At 45.1% G+C, this 18,358-nt stretch carries 15 protein-coding genes; all 15 read right to left on the bottom strand.

Annotated elements, in window-relative coordinates:
- Nucleotides 1-46: 46 nt before the first annotated feature.
- Nucleotides 47-2,227 carry a YhgE/Pip domain-containing protein gene (locus A8806_RS11270; protein WP_109731300.1) on the bottom strand — a complete coding sequence of 727 codons (2,181 nt, stop codon included), beginning with the start codon at nt 2,225-2,227 and terminating at the stop codon, nt 47-49.
- Entirely contained in the window at nt 2,224-4,782 is a 2,559-nt protein-coding gene (locus A8806_RS11275; protein WP_109731301.1) for a YhgE/Pip domain-containing protein, read from the bottom strand. Before A8806_RS11275 ends, A8806_RS11270 begins: the two co-directional genes overlap by 4 nt.
- Before the next feature lie 248 nt (nt 4,783-5,030).
- Entirely contained in the window at nt 5,031-5,498 is a 468-nt protein-coding gene (gene smpB / locus A8806_RS11280; protein ID WP_109731302.1) for an SsrA-binding protein SmpB, read from the bottom strand.
- Between the two features lie 28 nt (nt 5,499-5,526).
- Nucleotides 5,527-7,683, bottom strand: coding sequence for a ribonuclease R (gene rnr, locus A8806_RS11285; RefSeq protein ID WP_109731303.1), 2,157 nt, complete (start codon nt 7,681-7,683; stop codon nt 5,527-5,529).
- Between the two features lie 159 nt (nt 7,684-7,842).
- Nucleotides 7,843-8,085 carry a preprotein translocase subunit SecG gene (gene secG, locus A8806_RS11290; RefSeq protein WP_009003784.1) on the bottom strand — a complete coding sequence of 81 codons (243 nt, stop codon included), beginning with the start codon at nt 8,083-8,085 and terminating at the stop codon, nt 7,843-7,845.
- Between the two features lie 76 nt (nt 8,086-8,161).
- Nucleotides 8,162-9,199 carry a PDDEXK nuclease domain-containing protein gene (locus tag A8806_RS11295; RefSeq protein ID WP_109731304.1) on the bottom strand — a complete coding sequence of 346 codons (1,038 nt, stop codon included), beginning with the start codon at nt 9,197-9,199 and terminating at the stop codon, nt 8,162-8,164.
- Between the two features lie 86 nt (nt 9,200-9,285).
- On the bottom strand, nt 9,286-9,537 hold the full coding sequence (locus A8806_RS11300) for a DUF6444 domain-containing protein (RefSeq protein WP_181368671.1): 252 nt from the start codon (nt 9,535-9,537) through the stop codon (nt 9,286-9,288).
- 105 nt (nt 9,538-9,642) lie between these two features.
- Entirely contained in the window at nt 9,643-10,008 is a 366-nt protein-coding gene (locus tag A8806_RS11305) for a type II toxin-antitoxin system RelE family toxin (protein WP_109731305.1), read from the bottom strand.
- Nucleotides 10,008-10,358, bottom strand: a complete 351-nt coding sequence (locus A8806_RS11310) for a type II toxin-antitoxin system Phd/YefM family antitoxin (protein WP_109731306.1) — start codon at nt 10,356-10,358, stop codon at nt 10,008-10,010. The genes A8806_RS11305 and A8806_RS11310 overlap by 1 nt, the downstream gene beginning before the upstream one ends.
- A 210-nt stretch (nt 10,359-10,568) precedes the next feature.
- Nucleotides 10,569-10,859, bottom strand: a complete 291-nt coding sequence (locus A8806_RS11315) for a hypothetical protein (RefSeq protein WP_109731307.1) — start codon at nt 10,857-10,859, stop codon at nt 10,569-10,571.
- Nucleotides 10,852-13,692 carry a glycoside hydrolase family 3 C-terminal domain-containing protein gene (locus A8806_RS11320; RefSeq protein WP_109731308.1) on the bottom strand — a complete coding sequence of 947 codons (2,841 nt, stop codon included), beginning with the start codon at nt 13,690-13,692 and terminating at the stop codon, nt 10,852-10,854. The genes A8806_RS11315 and A8806_RS11320 overlap by 8 nt, the downstream gene beginning before the upstream one ends.
- A 229-nt stretch (nt 13,693-13,921) precedes the next feature.
- Nucleotides 13,922-14,659 carry a LytR/AlgR family response regulator transcription factor gene (locus tag A8806_RS11325; RefSeq protein ID WP_109731309.1) on the bottom strand — a complete coding sequence of 246 codons (738 nt, stop codon included), beginning with the start codon at nt 14,657-14,659 and terminating at the stop codon, nt 13,922-13,924.
- A 2-nt stretch (nt 14,660-14,661) separates the two neighbouring features.
- Nucleotides 14,662-16,020, bottom strand: a complete 1,359-nt coding sequence (locus A8806_RS11330; RefSeq protein ID WP_109731310.1) for a sensor histidine kinase — start codon at nt 16,018-16,020, stop codon at nt 14,662-14,664.
- Between the two features lie 84 nt (nt 16,021-16,104).
- Nucleotides 16,105-16,854: an N-acetyltransferase gene (locus tag A8806_RS11335; RefSeq protein ID WP_109731311.1), complete on the bottom strand. Its 750-nt coding sequence runs from the start codon at nt 16,852-16,854 to the stop codon at nt 16,105-16,107.
- Nucleotides 16,855-16,935: 81 nt separating this feature from the next.
- Nucleotides 16,936-17,850 carry a helix-turn-helix transcriptional regulator gene (locus tag A8806_RS11340; protein WP_330405331.1) on the bottom strand — a complete coding sequence of 305 codons (915 nt, stop codon included), beginning with the start codon at nt 17,848-17,850 and terminating at the stop codon, nt 16,936-16,938.
- Nucleotides 17,851-18,358 lie beyond the last annotated feature (508 nt).

Genomic DNA, 18,358 nt, shown 5'->3' on the forward strand with positions numbered 1-18,358 from the left:
TCAGGCATGGTATTGCTCTTTTTGATTTTTAAAACAACCTGTTGCTTTATATTAAATGCGTACTCTCCAGTTTTTCCGTAAATGCTTCATTCAGGCGGATCACCGGTTTTCTCAGTACCAGTCCCAGTATCAGGGATAAGATCAGGAAGATCCCCAGCGCCCCCAGTTCTTTGATGTAAGTCATACCGTACATCCCGCCGATGCATTCCCGCATAGCCGCCATGCTGTGTGTAAACGGAAGCAGCGGATAGACTTTCCGGAAGAATGCCGGTGCCACCTCGATCGGGAAAGTCCCCCCTGAGCCCGCCACCTGCATGACGAGAAGCACGACGCAGATCGCTTTCCCGATGTCTCCGAAAGAAACCGTCAGTGTATAGATGATATTTACATATACGATACTGGTCACCCATCCCGCCAGCAGAAATAAAAACGGATGCCGGCACTGAATTTCCAGATAAAACAGGTCTCCCAGACAGATCAGCCCGCTCTGCATAAGGCCGATGATCAGAAACAGGATGTAGCGTCCCAGATACATCTGATGGTCCTTTACTTTATTCATTCCCCTCAGTGATTCCTGAGATACCGTCACCTTCAGCATCGCGACAAGCACGATCCCTCCCACCCAGATAGCAAGTGTGGAATAAAACGGCGCCATAGAAGAGCCGTAATTCTCAATTGGGTACAATTTCTCTGTCGCCAGATTCACCGGGGCAGAAAGGAAAGCACTGATGCTGTCTTTATCGCCGCCGATGATATTCTCAAGTGTTCCGAAATCGCCGCTGTCCCGGACTTTTTTCAGCTGGTCCACAGTTGCTGACAGTCTGGACGATACCTGGTCAAGCAGCTCACCTGACGTATCCAGCGTCTTTTTTATCTGCGACAGATCGGAGGATGCCGGGCCTGACAGGCTGTAGACACCCGCGGCACTGTCATCCAGTTGTTTCAGAAGTCCGGATATACTGCTTTTTGTATCCCCCAGTGAGCCAAACAGTCCATCCAGACTACTCTTTACATTCTGCTCATAATCTGCTTTTACCTCCGCAAGACTCTGGGCATTCTGCTGCAGCAGCTGGTTCAGTTCTTCCTGGGAACCTGCTGCGTTTTCCCCGTGGTTCCTTATGGAAGCGGCGGTACCTAAGAGCCGGTCACGCAGGGTCTCCTGCACAGAAATAGACTCGTTCATGCGTCCCGTGATCTTGCCCGTCAGCGGTGCCAGTTCCGGGTGTTCGTCCCCCAGTGCCAAAAACGTATCACTCAGCGCCTGATAGGCATCTATCATCGTCCCTACTTTTCCCGCCAGCGTATCCAGTGTATCTGCCGCCGCAGATGTATCCGATGACAATGCGGACAGGGCATCCCGTATGGCAGACTCAATCTGCTCATAATAACTTCCGCTGTCCGCCAGTGCCCGATTAATGCCGTCCGTCGCTCCTGAGACCGCCCCCCGCATATCTGAAAAAGCCGTCTCTGTCTGTTCCAGCGTTTCGAGGCTTTTGTCGGAATGATCCCCTGACTGCTTTAAGAATGCAGCCGTTGTTTCCAGCATCTGCTGTGTCGAGTCTGTCATTGCCGCAAATGCCTGTATCGTCCCTGAAGCTGCAGCCAGATCGGAGGACATCTTTTCCAGATTGGAAATCAAGGCCGCCACTATGGAATCTGTCCCCTTTGCATCGGCAGTATCTGCCACAGTCTGCATGGCCGAAAGCGCGGTATCCGAAATCGTTTCTATGAATACTTCCTTCACCTGTGTCTGGACTGCACTTGCCCCTTTATCCGTGACCTTCGGTGCAATCGCATTTTCCTTGGCATTGGAATAATAAATAATCTCCGGATTCGTGACATCACTGGAAAAAAGGCTCATCAGATTTTTGCTGAAATCCTCCGGTATGACAATGGCCGCATAGTATTTACCGGATTTCACGCCGTCAAGGGCCTTATCCCGGTTCGTAAAGGTCCAGTCCAGCTGTTCGTTTTCCCGAAGCGCCGAAAGTACATTATCCCCCAGATTCAGCCTGACCGGAAGCAATTCGCCCTCATAGCCTTTGTCGGCACTCGCGACAGCCACCTTCAGATCCTTAGTATTCTCATAAGGGTCCCAGCTTGCCGCAATGTTAAACCACGCATACAGGGCCGGGACAACCGTGATTCCCAGAATCACGATCCATGCGATGACGTTCTTATGAAAACGCTGTACATCATGTTTAAAAATATTCAGTATGTTTTTCACTCGTCATCCCTCCCTTTCATTGCATTTAGCAGTTCCTCTCTTGAAAGAGCCCCCAGTTCAGTCTCCCTCTTTAAGCGTTCATGGATATATTCCAGAATGATCAGATATACGGCAATCACGATAATGGAGGCAATCCACAGCACAAGAAATACAATCTTGGATTCAATGCTGAACATCAGGATCAGGAAAATCACCGGCAGAATGATCATAGCTGCAAAGCCGATGCGTATCTGCTTCTGATATCCCGCCTCGAAAGCTGCCGCCTTCGCAACCAGTTCTTCCCGCAGTGTTTCCTCTCCCATCAGCGCCTTAATGACAAGGGAAACCTGCGTCTTTTCCTGATTAACCGCCTCTGTCTCGCAAATCATCAGGTCCGTCTCGGCAAGTTTCTTGTCGAACAGATAGTTTAGATTCATCAGCAATTTCCTGAATCCAAGTCCTATCAAAAAGGCAATCGGCAGATAAAGCGCGAGGCACAGCAGATTTTTCATATACTCATACCCGTACATCCCTGCAACCGCTTCCCTCATGGCATTGATTCCATAGGTAAACGGAAGAAGCGGATGAAGCCGTTGAAAAAATGCCGGTGTCATCTCAATCGGATACGTTCCCGCTGAACCGGGAATCTGTAAAATGACAAGCACGACGCACAGTGCCTTGCCGATATGTTTAAATGCAATTGACAATGCATAGATCAGGTTTACATAGACAAAGGAGCAGAAGACTCCTGCTGCCACAAATGCCGCCGGGTGAAGGCACTGCACCTTTAGAAGCCATAAATCCCCCAGACATACGATCAGCCCCTGAATCAGCCCAAGCACCATGAACAGCATCCATCGTCCAAAATAGGCGCTGGCCGGTGAAAATTTAGGAACCATCTCATCCCGGTCCACTTCCAGCTTCAGAATCGCAATCAGAACGATTCCCCCTACCCAGAGCGCCAGATTCGTATAAAACGGCGTCATGGATGATCCGTAATTTTTCACACTGTAAAGCGTTTCACTCCGGATCGTAACAGGGGATGCCATAAATCCTGCAATAGAATCGGCGTCCAATCCTTCCAGTGATAAAAACTTCTGGTAAGCGTCCGAACCCTGAAGCACCTTAAGGTCGGTCGAAATCCGGGCAATCTGCCCGTCCAGAGAAGAGACTGCCTCCCCGGTCCGGCTCAGAGCTTCCAGACTGTCATCCAGGCTTTCGTCCAGCTGGTTTAAAATCTCCTTCAACTGATCCGCAGAATAAGGGATGCCGGACAAGGTGGCAGACAAGCCCCCGCTCACTGTTGAGAATGAATCCAGTGACTGGTTAAGCTGCGGCAAAAGCGTCTGGTCAAAGGTCTCACGGTAGTCCTGCATGGATTGGCGGCTTCCGGATACAAGTGATTCCAACGTTTTCTTTGTATTTTCAGCGGTATCAAGCGCTTCGGCAATATTCGCATTCCCCTCCTTCAGGGAGGTCAGAAGATTCTGGTACTCCATGTTCCTGTCCTGAAGTCCGGATATAGCCTGACTGACCGTACCTGCTGCCTCATCCGCGACGCCACCGGGAAGCTTTTCCTGAAGACTGTCGTTGAGCTGTAAAAGCTCCTCTAAAAGTTTTCCATTAATCTCTGACAGGTTTTCTACAGAATCTATCCCGCTGCCAATCACACCGTTAATAGTATCTGCCTGTGTTTTCAGAGAACTCAGTTTATCGGAGGCAGACCCGTAAATGCGGTTCAGACGGTCCTCCCCATCGGACAGGCTCTGGGAAAATACAAGTGAAAAATCTCCCACTGAATTACGGCTGTTCTCCAATACCGACGCCGCATCTTCAAATGCCCGGGAACCGGAATCTGCCGCCGACTTTACTTCATCTAACGTGGCAAGTGTATCCTGTATCAGAGAATTGCTGCTCCCTGCCGTATCCTGAAAATTTTTCAGCACCGTCTGGTACTGTCCCAGATTATCCTGAACGTCAGACAGCATAGCCATGACGTCTGTATCCATACGATTCATATCACCCGAAATCTTTGTCACGGATGACCGGATCAGCTTCGATATCGTCTCAGCTGCTACGGAAGAAAATGTGCCATTAATCTCCTGCTGCACAGTACCGGCCCCGGTATCTGTAATCTTCGGGGCAATCGCATTCTTCTTTTCATTAATATAATAGGAAAGTTCCGGTTTCTTAGGCTTACCGGATATGATACTTAAAAGCGAACTGCTGAAATCTTCAGGTATCACAATTGCCGCATAGTATTTCCCGGACCTGACCCCCTTAACTGCCTTCTCTTCATCGACAAATGTCCAGCCCAGCTGGTCATTCTTCTTCAGGTTATCCACGATGCTTTCTCCTGCATTCAGGGTCAGCACCTCATTTTTTGATCCTTTATCATTATTCGCAACTGCCACCCTGATCCCCTGGGTATTGCTGTACGGGTCCATATTGGCTGCAATATTGAACCATGCATACAAGGATGGAAGGACGCAAACGCCCGCCATTACAATCATAGCAACTTTGTTGCGGAAAAGCCGCTGTATATCTCTTTTAAAAATCTGGAATGATTTCTTCATGCCGGTAAACCTCCTGTCTTTAACCGGTACAATGCCGTACACAACTGTATATGCCACTGTCGCGACTGCCGTGTGACAATGTATCAGGTAAAGTATACCAGAAGCAGGACAGAAAATCTATTGTTAAAATGACGAATGGTCATAATTTTATACATGAACTTATTATGCATAAAAAAAGCAGTACAGGCCCCCTCGGGATATCCTGTACTACTTTCAGTTCCTTACGCGGCCCGGTCCCGGTCCGCCGTCTATCCTATATTCCGCACTTTAAAGTCTCTCAACGCCTCGCGTTTCTGGTCCTTTTTCGCAATATCGGCCCGCTTATCATAAAGCTTCTTCCCCTTTGCCAGCCCAAGCTCAACCTTGACAAGGCTGCCGCTGAAATAAACACGCAGCGGCACGAGTGTATTTCCTTTTTCCTTCATCTTGCCGAATATCTTATTGATCTCATTCTTATGAAGAAGAAGTTTCCTCACACGCAACGGGTCTTTATTGAAAATATTTCCTTTTTCGTACGGGCTGATATGCATTCCATAAATGAACATTTCTCCGTTTTCAATACGGATGAACGCCTCCTTGATACTGCACTGCCCCATACGCAGCGACTTAACCTCTGTCCCGTGCAGGACGATCCCTGCCTCATATTTCTCCAGTATAAAATAATCATGGTATGCTTTTTTGTTATTGGCAATCAGCTTGCCTTCTGTCTTAGCCATAGCACTTCCCCCGCGTCTTTTTTAATAATTAGCCGTCATATTCCTGATCATCCCCGCAGAACTCAAAATCAATGGTCCTCTGCAGCCGGTCTGCACCCAGCACACGCACCATAACTTTCTGTCCCAGTTTGTATACATTTCTTGTGTGTTCTCCGATCAGCTCATACTGATCTTCCCTGTAATCGTAATGGTCATCACGCATATTGGTGACATGTACAAGACCCTCGATTGTATTTTCCAGCTCCACATATGCACCCCATTTGGTAATGCCTGAGATAACTCCCTCGAACACGTCTCCAATCCGGTCCTGCATATATTCTACTTTCTTCAGTTTGACTGTCTCGCGTTCTGCTTCCTCTGCTTTTCGCTCCCTGTCACTGGCCTGAGCTGCGACACCCGGAAGGATACTCTCATAGTGGCCGATCCTGTCCTCATTCATCCTGCCCCTTAGATTCTCTTTGATAATCCTGTGAATCTGCAGGTCCGGATATCTCCGGATCGGTGACGTGAAATGTGTGTAATACTTTGCGGCCAGCCCGAAATGCCCTGTATTCTCAGGTGTATACTTTGCCTGCTTCATGGAGCGAAGTGCAAGGCGGCTGATCAGCGCTTCCTGCGGTGTTCCTTCGACTTTTCCGAGCAGCTTCTGTACTTCCTTTGGCTTTACCTCGCTGTTGCCCACATGGATGTGGTAGCCGAAATTATTGATAAACAGACTCAGCTTCTTAATCTTCTCCTCGTCCGGCTGTTCATGTGTACGGTAAAGGAACGGCAGTTCCCTCCAATAGTACTCCTCGGCCACGGTCTCATTAGCCATCAGCATAAAGTCCTCAATCATTTTAGTCGCGGCGTTTCTGTCATAAGGCTTAATATCTATCGGTCTGCCGTTTTCATCCAGCACCATCTTTGTCTCTGGGAAATCGAAATCAATGGACCCTCTTTTCCTTCGCTTTTCCCTCAGGATTCCTGAAAGTTCCGCCATTTTCATAAACATCGGGACTAATGTACTGTATTTTTCGCTTTCCGTCTGCGGAAGCTTATCGTCTGCCTGTTCTTTTAGTATCTCTGCCACGCTTGTATAGCTCATGCGCTCATCCACTTTGATCACAGTCTCAGCAATCACGTGGTCAATGACTTCGCCCTTCTGGTTAATCGTCATGATACAGCTCAGTGCCAGCCTGTCCTCACCTGCATTCAGGGAGCAGATCCCGTTAGATAACACATGCGGCAGCATGGGGATCACCCGGTCTGCAAGATAAACACTTGTCCCTCTTTTCAATGCCTCACGGTCCAGGGCGCTCTTCTCCTGAACATAATTCGTCACATCGGCAATGTGGACGCCCAGCTTGTAGCTGCCGTCTTCCAAGGTCAGGGAAACTGCATCATCCAGATCCTTCGCGTCTTCTCCGTCAATGGTTACCATCTGCCAGTCACGCAGGTCCATTCTTCCTGCCATGTCCGCTTCCGATACCTCTTTGCCCACGCGCTCAGCCTGATTCATCACTCTTTCGGGGAACTCCACCGGGAGGTCATATCCTTTCACTATGGACATAATATCGGTTCCCGGATCGTTGATGTGTCCGATAATCTCGATGACCTTCCCTTCCGGCTTCATATCCTGACCGCCGTAGGACATCAGTTCCACCACGACCTTATGACCCGTCATGGCTCCCTTTTCCTTACCCTCCGGAATATAAATATCCTTCAGCACACGCTGGTTATCAGGCCTTACAAAGCCAAAATTCTTACACTTTTCATAAAGGCCCACAATCTTCGTTGTTCCGTGTGAAAGAATGCGGACAATCTTGCCTTCCTTCCTTTTTCCGTCCGGAGATTTCGTAATAATGAATTCGACCTCATCCCCCTGGAACGCGCCTCCTATATTATCTTCCGAAATAAAGACATCCTCGTCCTCACCTTCCTGAAGTACGAAACCAAAACCTCTGGCATTCGCCTGAAACGTTCCTGTCAGGCGCTTCGCCTGTCCTTTTGCATACTTTCCCTTTTTAGAAACATAGATCTTCCCCTCTGCATCTAAAGCATCCAGAACTTCCTTCAGTTCCCCTCTCTGCTCCTTCGGAATCTGAAGCACGATCGCTATCTCTTTTATCTTCATCGGTATATAAAAATCATCACAAATGAAATCGTACAGTACTTTTTTTCTCTTTTCAAATGTCTGGTCCAAATTCTCACCTTCTTTCTTAATGATATGTTTTATAAGATTCCCAAAGTCGTCTAATTAAATGCGGCATGCATTGTATGACCCTTTGATCCTGGCATCATCATATTATATAATAAAGAAAAAACACTCTATATTTTATAGAGTGTTCATCATCTTATCCTCTTAGTTAAATACACCCAGGTTCAAAACCAGTGCCAGAACCATAAATAAAATGGCAAGGAACTTCGTGGACTTTACAAGAGCGCCTTCCATAGAACGTCCTTTATTCTGTCCCCAGTAGGAATCCGCTGCACCACTGATCGTTCCCAAACCTGCCGACTTACCTTCCTGCAGAAGAATAATTGCTGACAGTGCAATACAATCTATAACAAATATAATCGTCAAAATAATCTTTAAAATATCCATCAATCTCCACCTCCTGTGAATAAACCACGATTATCTTACCACAGATGGGAAGTATTTGCAATAACTTTTCCAAGTTTTAGATATCCCTGTGCCACTTTTCTAATACCGCTTCCACTTGTGCAATCAATTGTTCTTTATTTGGCATATACAACACATACTTAGAAGCAAAAATCTGATTGGATAAGCCACCAAGAGCATACTGCACATCAAAATTTCCCTTATCAGTGCAGAGGATAATGCCAATAGGCAGATTGTCATCTGCGTCATTGACCTCGTTTGCGTAGTAATTCAAGTACATATTGAGCTGTCCGACAGCTTCTGGCATAAGCTTTGTGGTTTTCAGTTCAATCAGAACATAAGAACGCAAAATTTTATTGTAAAACACCATATCTACATAATAATGGTGGTTTGCAAATGTAACTCTCTGTTGCGTGCCTACAAACATAAATCCTCGTCCAAGTTCAAGCAAAAATTTTTCAATTTGCTGTACCAATGCATGTTCTAAATCGCTCTCTAAAAAAGAGGTATCTTCCGGTAACCCCAGAAATTCAAATACATATGGGTCACGGATAATATCCGAAGGGTTGGTGATTTCATTGCCTTTTAATGCTAAATCCAGTACCCGTTCTTTATTAGCTTCTCCGTTTGAAAGTAATAATCTTTCGAACAGGGAACTAGCAATTTGTCGTTTTAATTCACGGACAGACCACCCCGCATTTATTGCCTCTTTTTCATAAAAACTGCGTTTATCTTTATCGGAAATAGATAACAACTCGCAATAATGCGACCAACTCAATTTGCCAGACAGTGTCTGGCATTTTTCATAGTTCAAATAGAATTGCCTCATATTCTGCAAATTTGAACGTGAAAATCCTTTGCCTAATTCTTGTGTTAGTACCTTAGACATTTGCTTAAGAGTCTGCTCACCATAAGCAGCTCTTATGTTATTATCCTGCTCATACCGAACAATGATTTCACCCATTTTCCAATAAGAACTTAACAATTCGTTATTAACATTAACAGCTACATTCTGTCGAGCATTATCCAGAATAGTTTTGATTTCCTGCACAACAGGAGATAATTCAATTGCTGCAACTAATTTATGTTCTTCCATATTTTGCTCCTCTGTATATAGCAATTCACATGTTGTTTTTTCTATCTATATTATATTCTTTTTTACCAATTCATCAATTACAATCGTTATTTTCTTTGCACGCTCAGATAAATGCGGTTTCGGCAGTTTCCTGACTTTATCTTTTCCTCTACTTCCGCCTTGGTGAGTGTCGTACCCTTATGTTCTTTTTGCCCGCCTGCCTTGCGGCCGGTCTTTTCCCGCCCATTATAAGTATTGACTGGCTTGCCGCCTTTCTTGTCACTGGAAGGCGGATTTGAGGTGTTGGAACTGTCATGATTGATGATACTTTTAAGACGGGCATTATCCTCACGCAGCAACTTTTTTCATTTTCTGCACTTATAATACAGTGTTGCTTAACGCGGAAAGTTTATTTTTGTTCAGCCTATGGCTGAACTGTTACCATACTTTCACGATACTCTTAATTATAATTTATCCAGTGTCGCAAATATATCCTGAAATAAATTATCTCCATATTTTTCATATAACTTTACTGCCAGATCATAACAGTAATTATCATCCCGTTCAAGAATCACTACAATATTCATTACAATTTTATCAGGCACTAGTGTATATACAACCCTGATGCCTATTCCCCGGTATTTGATCTTAAAAAAGCCGGTCAGGTTATTTCCTCTTTTGTTTCTCAATGGCTTTCCATATCCATTCGGACTGGGCAGCGGTGCTTTCGATACTTTTAAAATTCCTGCGAGGACTTGTTTCCTGATACCGCGGTCCAGCTTTTCATATTCTTTTTTCGCTTCATCAGTAATCCGTATCTTCCAAGCCATTATTCAATCTCAACACTTTCCGAAATCGCGGTTAATTCTTCCATTGAAAATCCTTCTTTTTCTACCAGTGACTCAAAATCTGTGGTATGGCTGTCCTGCCTGTTTTCTGCCAGTCTGAGAAGCTTAATGTTCTCGGCCATTTCTAACAGTCTCTCAAATTTTGCAAGTCGTGTCTGTAAGTTTTTATACTGTGCAACAGAAATTACTACTGCAGTCGGCTGATTATTCTTCAAAACGATGTATTCACTATTATTTTCAGCGACATCACTAAATATCTTACCGGCTTTTCCCTGACTAAAGTCCGAAACAGGCACAAGTTTCTCTGCAAAATCTAATAATGTTGGGCTCATATTGTTATCTCCTTTTTTTCTTATTATATAACGCAGTACTATTTAAATCAATATTTTAATTATTATTTTAACTAATATTTACTATAATATTTTGCATATTCAATTCAGGCTAATACCGGGATATTTTTCTGGGGATTCGTTAAAAACAAAAAAATGCTGAGAAACCCTGAAGATTTCCCAGCATTTTGACCTTCCTGCCACATTAGAAGCTTATTTTACAACCGCCCTGATAATCTTGTTTTTTAACAGGCAGAATATAAATATCACAGCACAGATCACGGTTACTATGATGCTTGGCATACGTACCGCGTCGTTCGTTCCGGATGTCAGTATATATCCGATGGACCAGCTTAATATCTGCACGTCTCCCACTGCCAGAATCATAATAGCCAGTGACACAATTCCAAAGGATGCGCTTGTCAGCAGCAGAACCAGCCAGATGAAGTTCAGTCCGTTATTGTGAATCAGTTCGTTCGCTTTTTTCCCTGTTACTTTACTCATTGTCATCCTCCTTTTTCTTGTTGCAGCACCACGCCCTGAACGGCAGGCACATAAAGAGCGCGATCATTCCAGCGGCCAGTATGGCATCTCCCAGAATCCAGAACCACATCCAGTTTGAGAATCCGCCTTCGTATGTATACATATTCGGTGCCTCGCTGTTTGCATATACATACAGGATATTCTTTGCTGATTCTCTCATTTTTGTTACACCATAACCGCTCTTCAATGTGGCAGACGTAAAGCCGCAGTCACCGCTGGCTTTTGTCAGCATCATGTCATTTCCAGCCCGGAGTGCATAGTCAGGGAGCATGTAATAGGAACCTCCCGGTCCTACACCATCTGTGATCACCTTCCCCTTCATCCCCCACTCATCACGTGGAAGTACGGTACATAATGCATAAGTTGCACCACTCCATGAGGTTCCGATTCGTCCCAGTTCCGTCATAAGTCCGGTACATTCCCCTTGTTTCACTGCGAGTTCAAAAGGTCTTGCATACACCTCGCGAAGTGCCTGTTCATTGCACCAGTTTGCGACACCATCCCGGTTAGTATCCTGTGTATTCAGCAGGTAATGTTTCGCATATACATATACGCCCTGCCCCTGAAGCCCTGACACTTCTGCTGCCGCAAACATACCGGCATGGGTCGGGTCTTCTGAAAAGTATTCAAAGTTTCTTCCACCGAATGGAGAACGGTGTGTATTCATCGCAGGGGCATACAAACCGGCAATTCCCCAGTTGATTGCTTCCTGCCCATAGATGCTGCCCATTTTTTCAACGAGCTCCACATTCCATGTCATGCCCATCAGGACTTCTGATACATATGTGTTCATTTTCAGTCCAAGATCATTAAAGCTGAATCCATTTAATCCCTGGGGGCCATCGATGTCGACCGTCTCTGGTTTTTCTATGGAGTCTATCTGCGGGGTGGACCACCCGGAATTTCCGCACAGTACTGTCAGCTCATCTAACGTAAGCTGGTCCATAAGGTCTTCCCACTTCTCATCGTCATAGTCCAGACCGATCATGTCATTGATCGTCAATCCGTTGTCTGCCCCAAGTACAGGCATTTCCACGGAATCATCATCCATATCCATAACTGAAGATCCGGGGCCGTTAGCCTCTAATCTTGCCTTGACTTCCTCAGGAACAGAAGTCGGGTTCAGACGTCTTTCCACCTTCGGAAATGTTCCGGCAAAATCTGCACGGCTTAAATAGGTCATGTTTGTCTCCAGTGTTGCTGCGTCCTGAAATTCATCCTGCACTACAGCCGCCGTTTCATCTGTAGATCTCTTGCCGTCGTTTTCCTCGTTGTAAATAATCTGTCCGGCCAGATCATAAGTAAAGCTCTGTCCTTCCTTTACTGTATGTGCATCTGTACGCAGTGTAAATGTATAAGTACCTTCATCCATCACATAACATCCATTTCCTTTTTCATCAAAGGATGCCATATCATCGAATACCATTGTCAGTTCCAGTGTCTGGGACTCACCCGGCTGAAGTTCATCTGTCTTGGCAAACGCTCCCAGATTTACTGCCGATTTCTCAATTCCACCCTTTGTATACGGTGCGCTGTAGTATAATTGGACGACATCTTTGCCGGCCGTATCCCCTGTATTGGTTACTTCCACCTTGCAGGTAATATTGCCCCCCTGCCCGTCAACCTGTGAATCCATAAGTTTCCAGTCGAAGGTAGTATAGCTTAGTCCATATCCGAACGGATACTGTACGATGCTGTCATAGTTTTTATAATCATAGGTTGTATCCCCGACTGTAACCACAGTGCCGTCCGCTGCTGCCGTCTCATACCAGCGGTAGCCTGTATAAATATTTTCCTCGAAATAGAAATATTTATTGGACATATTTGTATCATAGTCCGTGTAAGTGCAGTCTCCCATATTATAATAGGAAGGAGCACTCTTTAAATCGTATGCATAGGTATCAACCAGATGGCCGCTCGGATTCACGGTTCCCATCAGAACATCGGCAACACCTCTCAGGCCGGTTGCCCCCGGTCCCGCGATCTGAAGTGCCGCGTCAATCCCTTCGTCTTCGAGAAAACCAAGTTCCATTGCATGAGAGGAATTAATCAATACGATTACATTTTCGAAGTTTCCTTTCACCAGATCCAGCAATTCCTGCTCACAGCTCTGGATCTCCAGATAGTGTTTCCCTTCGTCACCGCCCACATCTGTATACTCACTCATATCCAGCGGGCAGTCCTGTCCTTCTCCGCCTACACGTGAAAGAACTACTACCGCGGTATTGCTGAATTCCTTTGCTGTATCAATATGTCCGGACACATCCGTACACTTGCTGTCATAAACAGAAAAATCTGCGCCGTCCGGATTAAAGACATCCCACTCCGCGCTTTCCGTGTATTTCCCGGAATAATAATCCCAAAGGTCCTCATTAATCGTAAGCCCTTCATTTTCAAAGGATTCCTTCAAGGTCTCATTCTCCGCACTTCCGCTTGTGGTCCCGCTTCCGGCACCGCCATATACAATATCGACGCTTCGGTACCCGAATACATTGATTTTGTCGGTATCCATCGGAAGTGCATTGTCCGTATTCTTCAGGAGCGTCACCCCTTCCGATGCTGCTTCCTTCGTAATATCACGTGCCTCATTAAAGGTGGCCGTCTTTTCTTCTTCTGATGCCTCTGAACTGTTTCCCCCGGTCACCTGCTTATTCAGGTTCCAGTAATATGTGATCGTATCTGCATACCGTGACAGACCGATATTTGCGACGATCATGATAATCATCAGCAGCGACACTGCAATGGAGCCGATGACTCCGAATTTCTTTTTAACAGGATGCATCCATTTTTTCATTGTGTTTCCTCCTCATCCATTTTTTCATTTGCTTTTCCACCCGTTTTTCTCCTTTCTTTACTTGATGAGGAGAGTATATTAAATGTAAAACACATACGCAATATTTCTGACACCAACGGATTTTAGCTGGTACAAAAACAAATTCAGCCGGTACAACTGGTACACATAACGGTATGATTTGCACTTGACAATGACAAATTTTTTTCATAGAAAAGCAGCATAATCTTCCTTAGAAAATTATGCTGCCTTCATTCTTCATCAGTTCCATATAATAATCCTTCACTTCTGCTGCCTTCCGCCTGCTCATCGGAAGGCTCATCCCATTATCCAGAACCACATCATTCTCTTTAAATACCTGGATGTGTTTATAGTTCACAAGATATCCCTTATGGATACGGATAAAACCATAATCCTTAAATTCTTCCTCCAGCTCCTGCATCTGCTTTCTGACTGCAAGAGGCTTCTCCCGGCCCGCTATATAGAACTGCTGGTATTTCCTGGCCCCCTCAATGAACAAAATATCTTCTATATTGACCGTCTCGGTCTGGTCCTTCAGCTGGAGTACAACCCGGCTCTCCTTTCCGTCTTCCCTCTGATCCAGATACCCGCCGAGGACCTGCGGGATATCTTCCAGAAAATGATTCTTACGGATAAACCCGTATGGGTTAACCCGGAGGGAATCAAACACCTTGTCCTCCCTGCTGGAAACATAGATGATATCGACCTTATTCCTTTGTCCACGCAGCTTCTTTCCAAATGCAATTCCATCCACAACAGGCATATCAATATCCAGAAGAAGCAGATCGAAGGAAACCTCCCTCATCTTCTTTTCCAGACTTTCCGCGTTTATAAAGGTACGGACCTCCCCTTGCACTTTTTTCTCCTGCAGTACCTTCCCAATAGCCTCTTTGATCACATCCAGGGCAAATGTCTCGTCATCACAGACGGCAATTCTCAGTTTTTCCACTCTTACTCTCCCTTTTGCCTTATGGCCGCTTCTTTTTCCATCTGCAGCATCACATCTGCGGTAAATACGGAATCCGTTACCTTGTATTTTACATGACCATGATACTTCTGTGCAATCATATCTACTACTTTTGTACCGTAACCATGCACTTTTTTATTTCGTTTCGTACTCTCCAGCTTCAGCCGCTCTTTTACGGACATACTGTCGTCCACGGGATTTTTTACGGTAATAAACAGATAAGCTCCCTTTGCCTCCATTTCCAGAGTGATAACCGGCCGGTCGAATTTCCCGGCATCACATGCCTCAATCGCATTGTTCAGGAGATTAAACAAAAGACTACATAACTCTGCGTCTTTAAACGGAAGTCTCTCTGGAATGATAATTCTGGTTTTCAGCGTAATTCCATGCGATCTGGCAGAAGACGCCTCATAATTAGCAATGGTATTCACTACTGTATTGCCACAGTTTACATACTGGTACAATTCTGCATTCTGGGAAAAACTGTTGTTTAAAAAGTCTTCCAGCTTGTCATACTCTTTCTTCTCAAGTAGTGCCTTCAGGTACATATCATGGTTCTTAATCTCATGGCGGATTGTGCTCATTTCCTCATATATATTTTTGGTGGCCTCATACATCTCATGATCGACCTCCGCCTTTCTCTGCATCGCCACCAATTCCATATTCTGCACATATTCTCTGGAGATCATATAGAACATATAATACCCCAGAAGTTCCAGAAGCCAGAAACTAAGGCTGATAATCACATTGTATGCCACGGTCCCTTTCAACAGTGTTTCAGCCAGCAGGGCATACGCAATCTGTGAGATGCCTGCAAGGGCGGAGATTGCCACCATCAGGATCACTCCTGATTTAGGTGTATAAGAGAAAGACTCCGTTGAAAATCTTTTTAAAAACCATGCCATGAAGAAAAACAGCAGGATACTTAAAATAGCCGTTATCCCCAGATATCCGTATGATGAATATCCAAGGCCGTTAAAAAAATCCCCCCAGGGTTCCGAGATAACTACATTGAGAAATGCCGCCGAATAGTATACGCTGCACATCACGATTCTGGTGGATAGCCGGTACTTACTCCGGAACACGGCATAACACACCAGAAAAACGAGTAAAGAGAGCCAGTCTTTACTCGTTGAACCGATCAGCATATAGATGACGCTGTTCAGGAGAAACATCACGACAGCACATACTGCAGTCTCCGCTGCCTTTTTTAAGGTTCCTTTTATAGAAAGTTTTATATCATTCAGCATCAGGATGGCAGCCGCCATGTAGGCAAGCTGGGTTACTATGTAGGATTTTCCGTAGACCTGTTCAATAAAATAAATCTGAAAATATTCTGACATAAACTGGGTGTCCTTTACGGTGATTTTGTTATATCATATACCCTGAATACACCGTCGGTCAATATTTCATCTTATGATTAAAGCCTACAGCCCCAACATTTTTTTGATGCCGCCTTCATTCAGCATCTGAACCGTCTCGAATTTCCCGTCCCGGAATACCGCCCAGTTATTAAAGATTCCGGGTACATTTTTTGCCTTATCCAGACTGTCCACTGCAATCAGATTTAACGGTACATTGTGTCTTTCACATGTATCTTTTACCTGTAAAACACTGTTTTTGATAAACGGGCACTGCATGCCGTAATAGATCGTCAGCTCTTTCTCTTCCGTCTCCATTTTCTTTGCACGCTCAGATAAATGCGGTTTCGTCCCGTCAAACGACAGTGCCAGTAACTCATAGTCACCTGCAGCAGTATCCACTGTTTCAAATCCAAATTTCGCCATAAATTTCTTATCTGTCAGATAAGGCTTTTTCTTTTTGGAGCTGAGTACACAGACCCCCGATTTCCCCTGTGCCTTTGCGTCACTGATACAATATTCCAACAGTGATTTGGCATACCCGTTCCCTTTGTATGACCCAGATACCCAAAGGCAGTAAATATACAAATAATTAGCTCCATACACCGGGACCCATGCCGTCTCAAGCGGTGCATATTCAATAAATACTTTTCCCTTTGTATCGAGCTTGCGGAAAACATGTCCCTCTGCAAGCCGCTCCTGCAGCCATTGCTTTTTAGCCGCTACGCCACCCTGATGCTTTTTATCCGCTATTGCACAGCACAGGTGCTCATTCTCAAGATTATCCGCGGTTATATTTACGAATTGTTCGTCCATACCAGTCTCCCTTTGTCTACTTAATTTGATTTGCTGTTATTTTACAACTTCAGTATAATCCATATATGTTGACATCTTATGTCATGGTTTATTTTTTTCGAATATCTTTTTTGCTTCATTTGAGATGACCTCACGCAGATATGCGGGCTCTACTACATCCACCTGTGCCCCGAAGGAAAGCAGATAGCCTGTAAGCCAGTCATCCTCAGGCATTTCTGCTGCGGCAATAAGAGTCCCGTCTTCCTGTTCCTCTATTTCTCCGGGATCAAACTCATCATATACCCGGTATGCCATGTTCTTTGGGAAACGCAGTATGATCTTGTTGTAACTAAAATTCTGTGCATCCTCACAATCCGGAAAAGGGACAGGAATGAACCGCCGTCCTGTCGGTTCCAGTTCAATCATACGGTTCAGCTTAAAGATTCGAAAGTCTTCCTTCTCTGTACAATATGCCTTTACATACCATTCTTTTGCTTTATATAGAAGCTTAAGAGGATTGATTTCTCTTTTTGATCTCATACCGGAGGCCCCTGCATAGACGATGGATACTGTCTCATGATTTACAACGGCATCCTTCAGCTTTTCAAATCTGGCGTTATCCTTCGTTTTTCTTCCCCAGCGTGAAAAATCTACTTCAAACCAATTATCAGACTGAATTTGAAAAAGCGCGGACAGCTTAGTCATCATTTCCTTTTCATAGACATGGTCCAGAACGGACAAGCTTTGTAATGAGGATAATAACTCCTGCTTTTCCTGATCCGATAACAAAGCATGATCAAGTACATAATTATCCAATAAGTAAATTCCGCCGTTCCTTCCTGTCTCGGCATAAACAGGAATCCCCGCATTGCTCAGGGCATCGATATCCCTGTAAATCGTCCTGACCGACACTTCAAACTCCCTTGCCAGCTCCGGCGCTGCTGCATGTCCTTTGCTAAGTAAATAGTATACGATCTTAAACAGCCTGCTTTCATTCATAACATCAATCACCTCCATTTTCGGGTACCCCCTCCAATTTTCAAATGCGGGGAAAAAACCGCAAGAATACTGTATTTTACCATAAGGCTGTAAAATACTGAACTTTTTATAACATTTAATTACATTATAGCAGATAAACCATGACATCGTATGTCAAGTTAATTACATCTTCCGCCAGTTAAGCCCCATCCCGCGAATTGATACGCTGCCCCCGTTTAGAGTCTCCCCAGTGGGCATTCTATCCCCTCGGCCGGATGCAGCAGCTGAAAAACCGGGACGCCAGCCCCACGCCGGGGGCACCTGTGCTGTTTTAAAAGCCCTAAAGTTTACGTTAGAGCTCCTTAAGACAAAAACAGAAAAAATGACGGGCAGAATTTGACGTTTCACGGGAAATTCTGAAGCGACTTAAAACCCGAAATTATCAAATTTTGGGGTGCATGTCGCTGGACCGCCATTTTCTCTGTTTTTGTCTTTAGGAGCTCTTACGTAAATGATGTGGACTTTAAAACAGCACAGGTGCTCCCGG

Origin of the sequence: Faecalicatena orotica, from assembly GCF_003149245.1 — a bacterium.
Taxonomy (GTDB): domain Bacteria; phylum Bacillota; class Clostridia; order Lachnospirales; family Lachnospiraceae; genus Faecalicatena_A; species Faecalicatena_A orotica.

Excerpts from the sequence above, each read along its gene's own strand:
- A8806_RS11275 (WP_109731301.1), bottom strand. The coding sequence starts at position 4,782 with ATGAAGAAATCATTCCAGATTTTTAAAAGAGATATACAGCGGCTTTTC.
- A8806_RS11335 (WP_109731311.1), bottom strand. The coding sequence starts at position 16,854 with ATGGACGAACAATTCGTAAATATAACCGCGGATAATCTTGAGAATGAG.
- secG (WP_009003784.1), bottom strand. The coding sequence starts at position 8,085 with ATGGATATTTTAAAGATTATTTTGACGATTATATTTGTTATAGATTGT.
- A8806_RS11310 (WP_109731306.1), bottom strand. The coding sequence starts at position 10,358 with ATGAGCCCAACATTATTAGATTTTGCAGAGAAACTTGTGCCTGTTTCG.
- A8806_RS11305 (WP_109731305.1), bottom strand. The coding sequence starts at position 10,008 with ATGGCTTGGAAGATACGGATTACTGATGAAGCGAAAAAAGAATATGAA.
- A8806_RS11315 (WP_109731307.1), bottom strand. The coding sequence starts at position 10,859 with ATGAGTAAAGTAACAGGGAAAAAAGCGAACGAACTGATTCACAATAAC.
- A8806_RS11340 (WP_330405331.1), bottom strand. The coding sequence starts at position 17,850 with ATGGAGGTGATTGATGTTATGAATGAAAGCAGGCTGTTTAAGATCGTA.
- smpB (WP_109731302.1), bottom strand. The coding sequence starts at position 5,498 with ATGGCTAAGACAGAAGGCAAGCTGATTGCCAATAACAAAAAAGCATAC.
- A8806_RS11320 (WP_109731308.1), bottom strand. The coding sequence starts at position 13,692 with ATGAAAAAATGGATGCATCCTGTTAAAAAGAAATTCGGAGTCATCGGC.
- A8806_RS11330 (WP_109731310.1), bottom strand. The coding sequence starts at position 16,020 with ATGTCAGAATATTTTCAGATTTATTTTATTGAACAGGTCTACGGAAAA.
- A8806_RS11295 (WP_109731304.1), bottom strand. The coding sequence starts at position 9,199 with ATGGAAGAACATAAATTAGTTGCAGCAATTGAATTATCTCCTGTTGTG.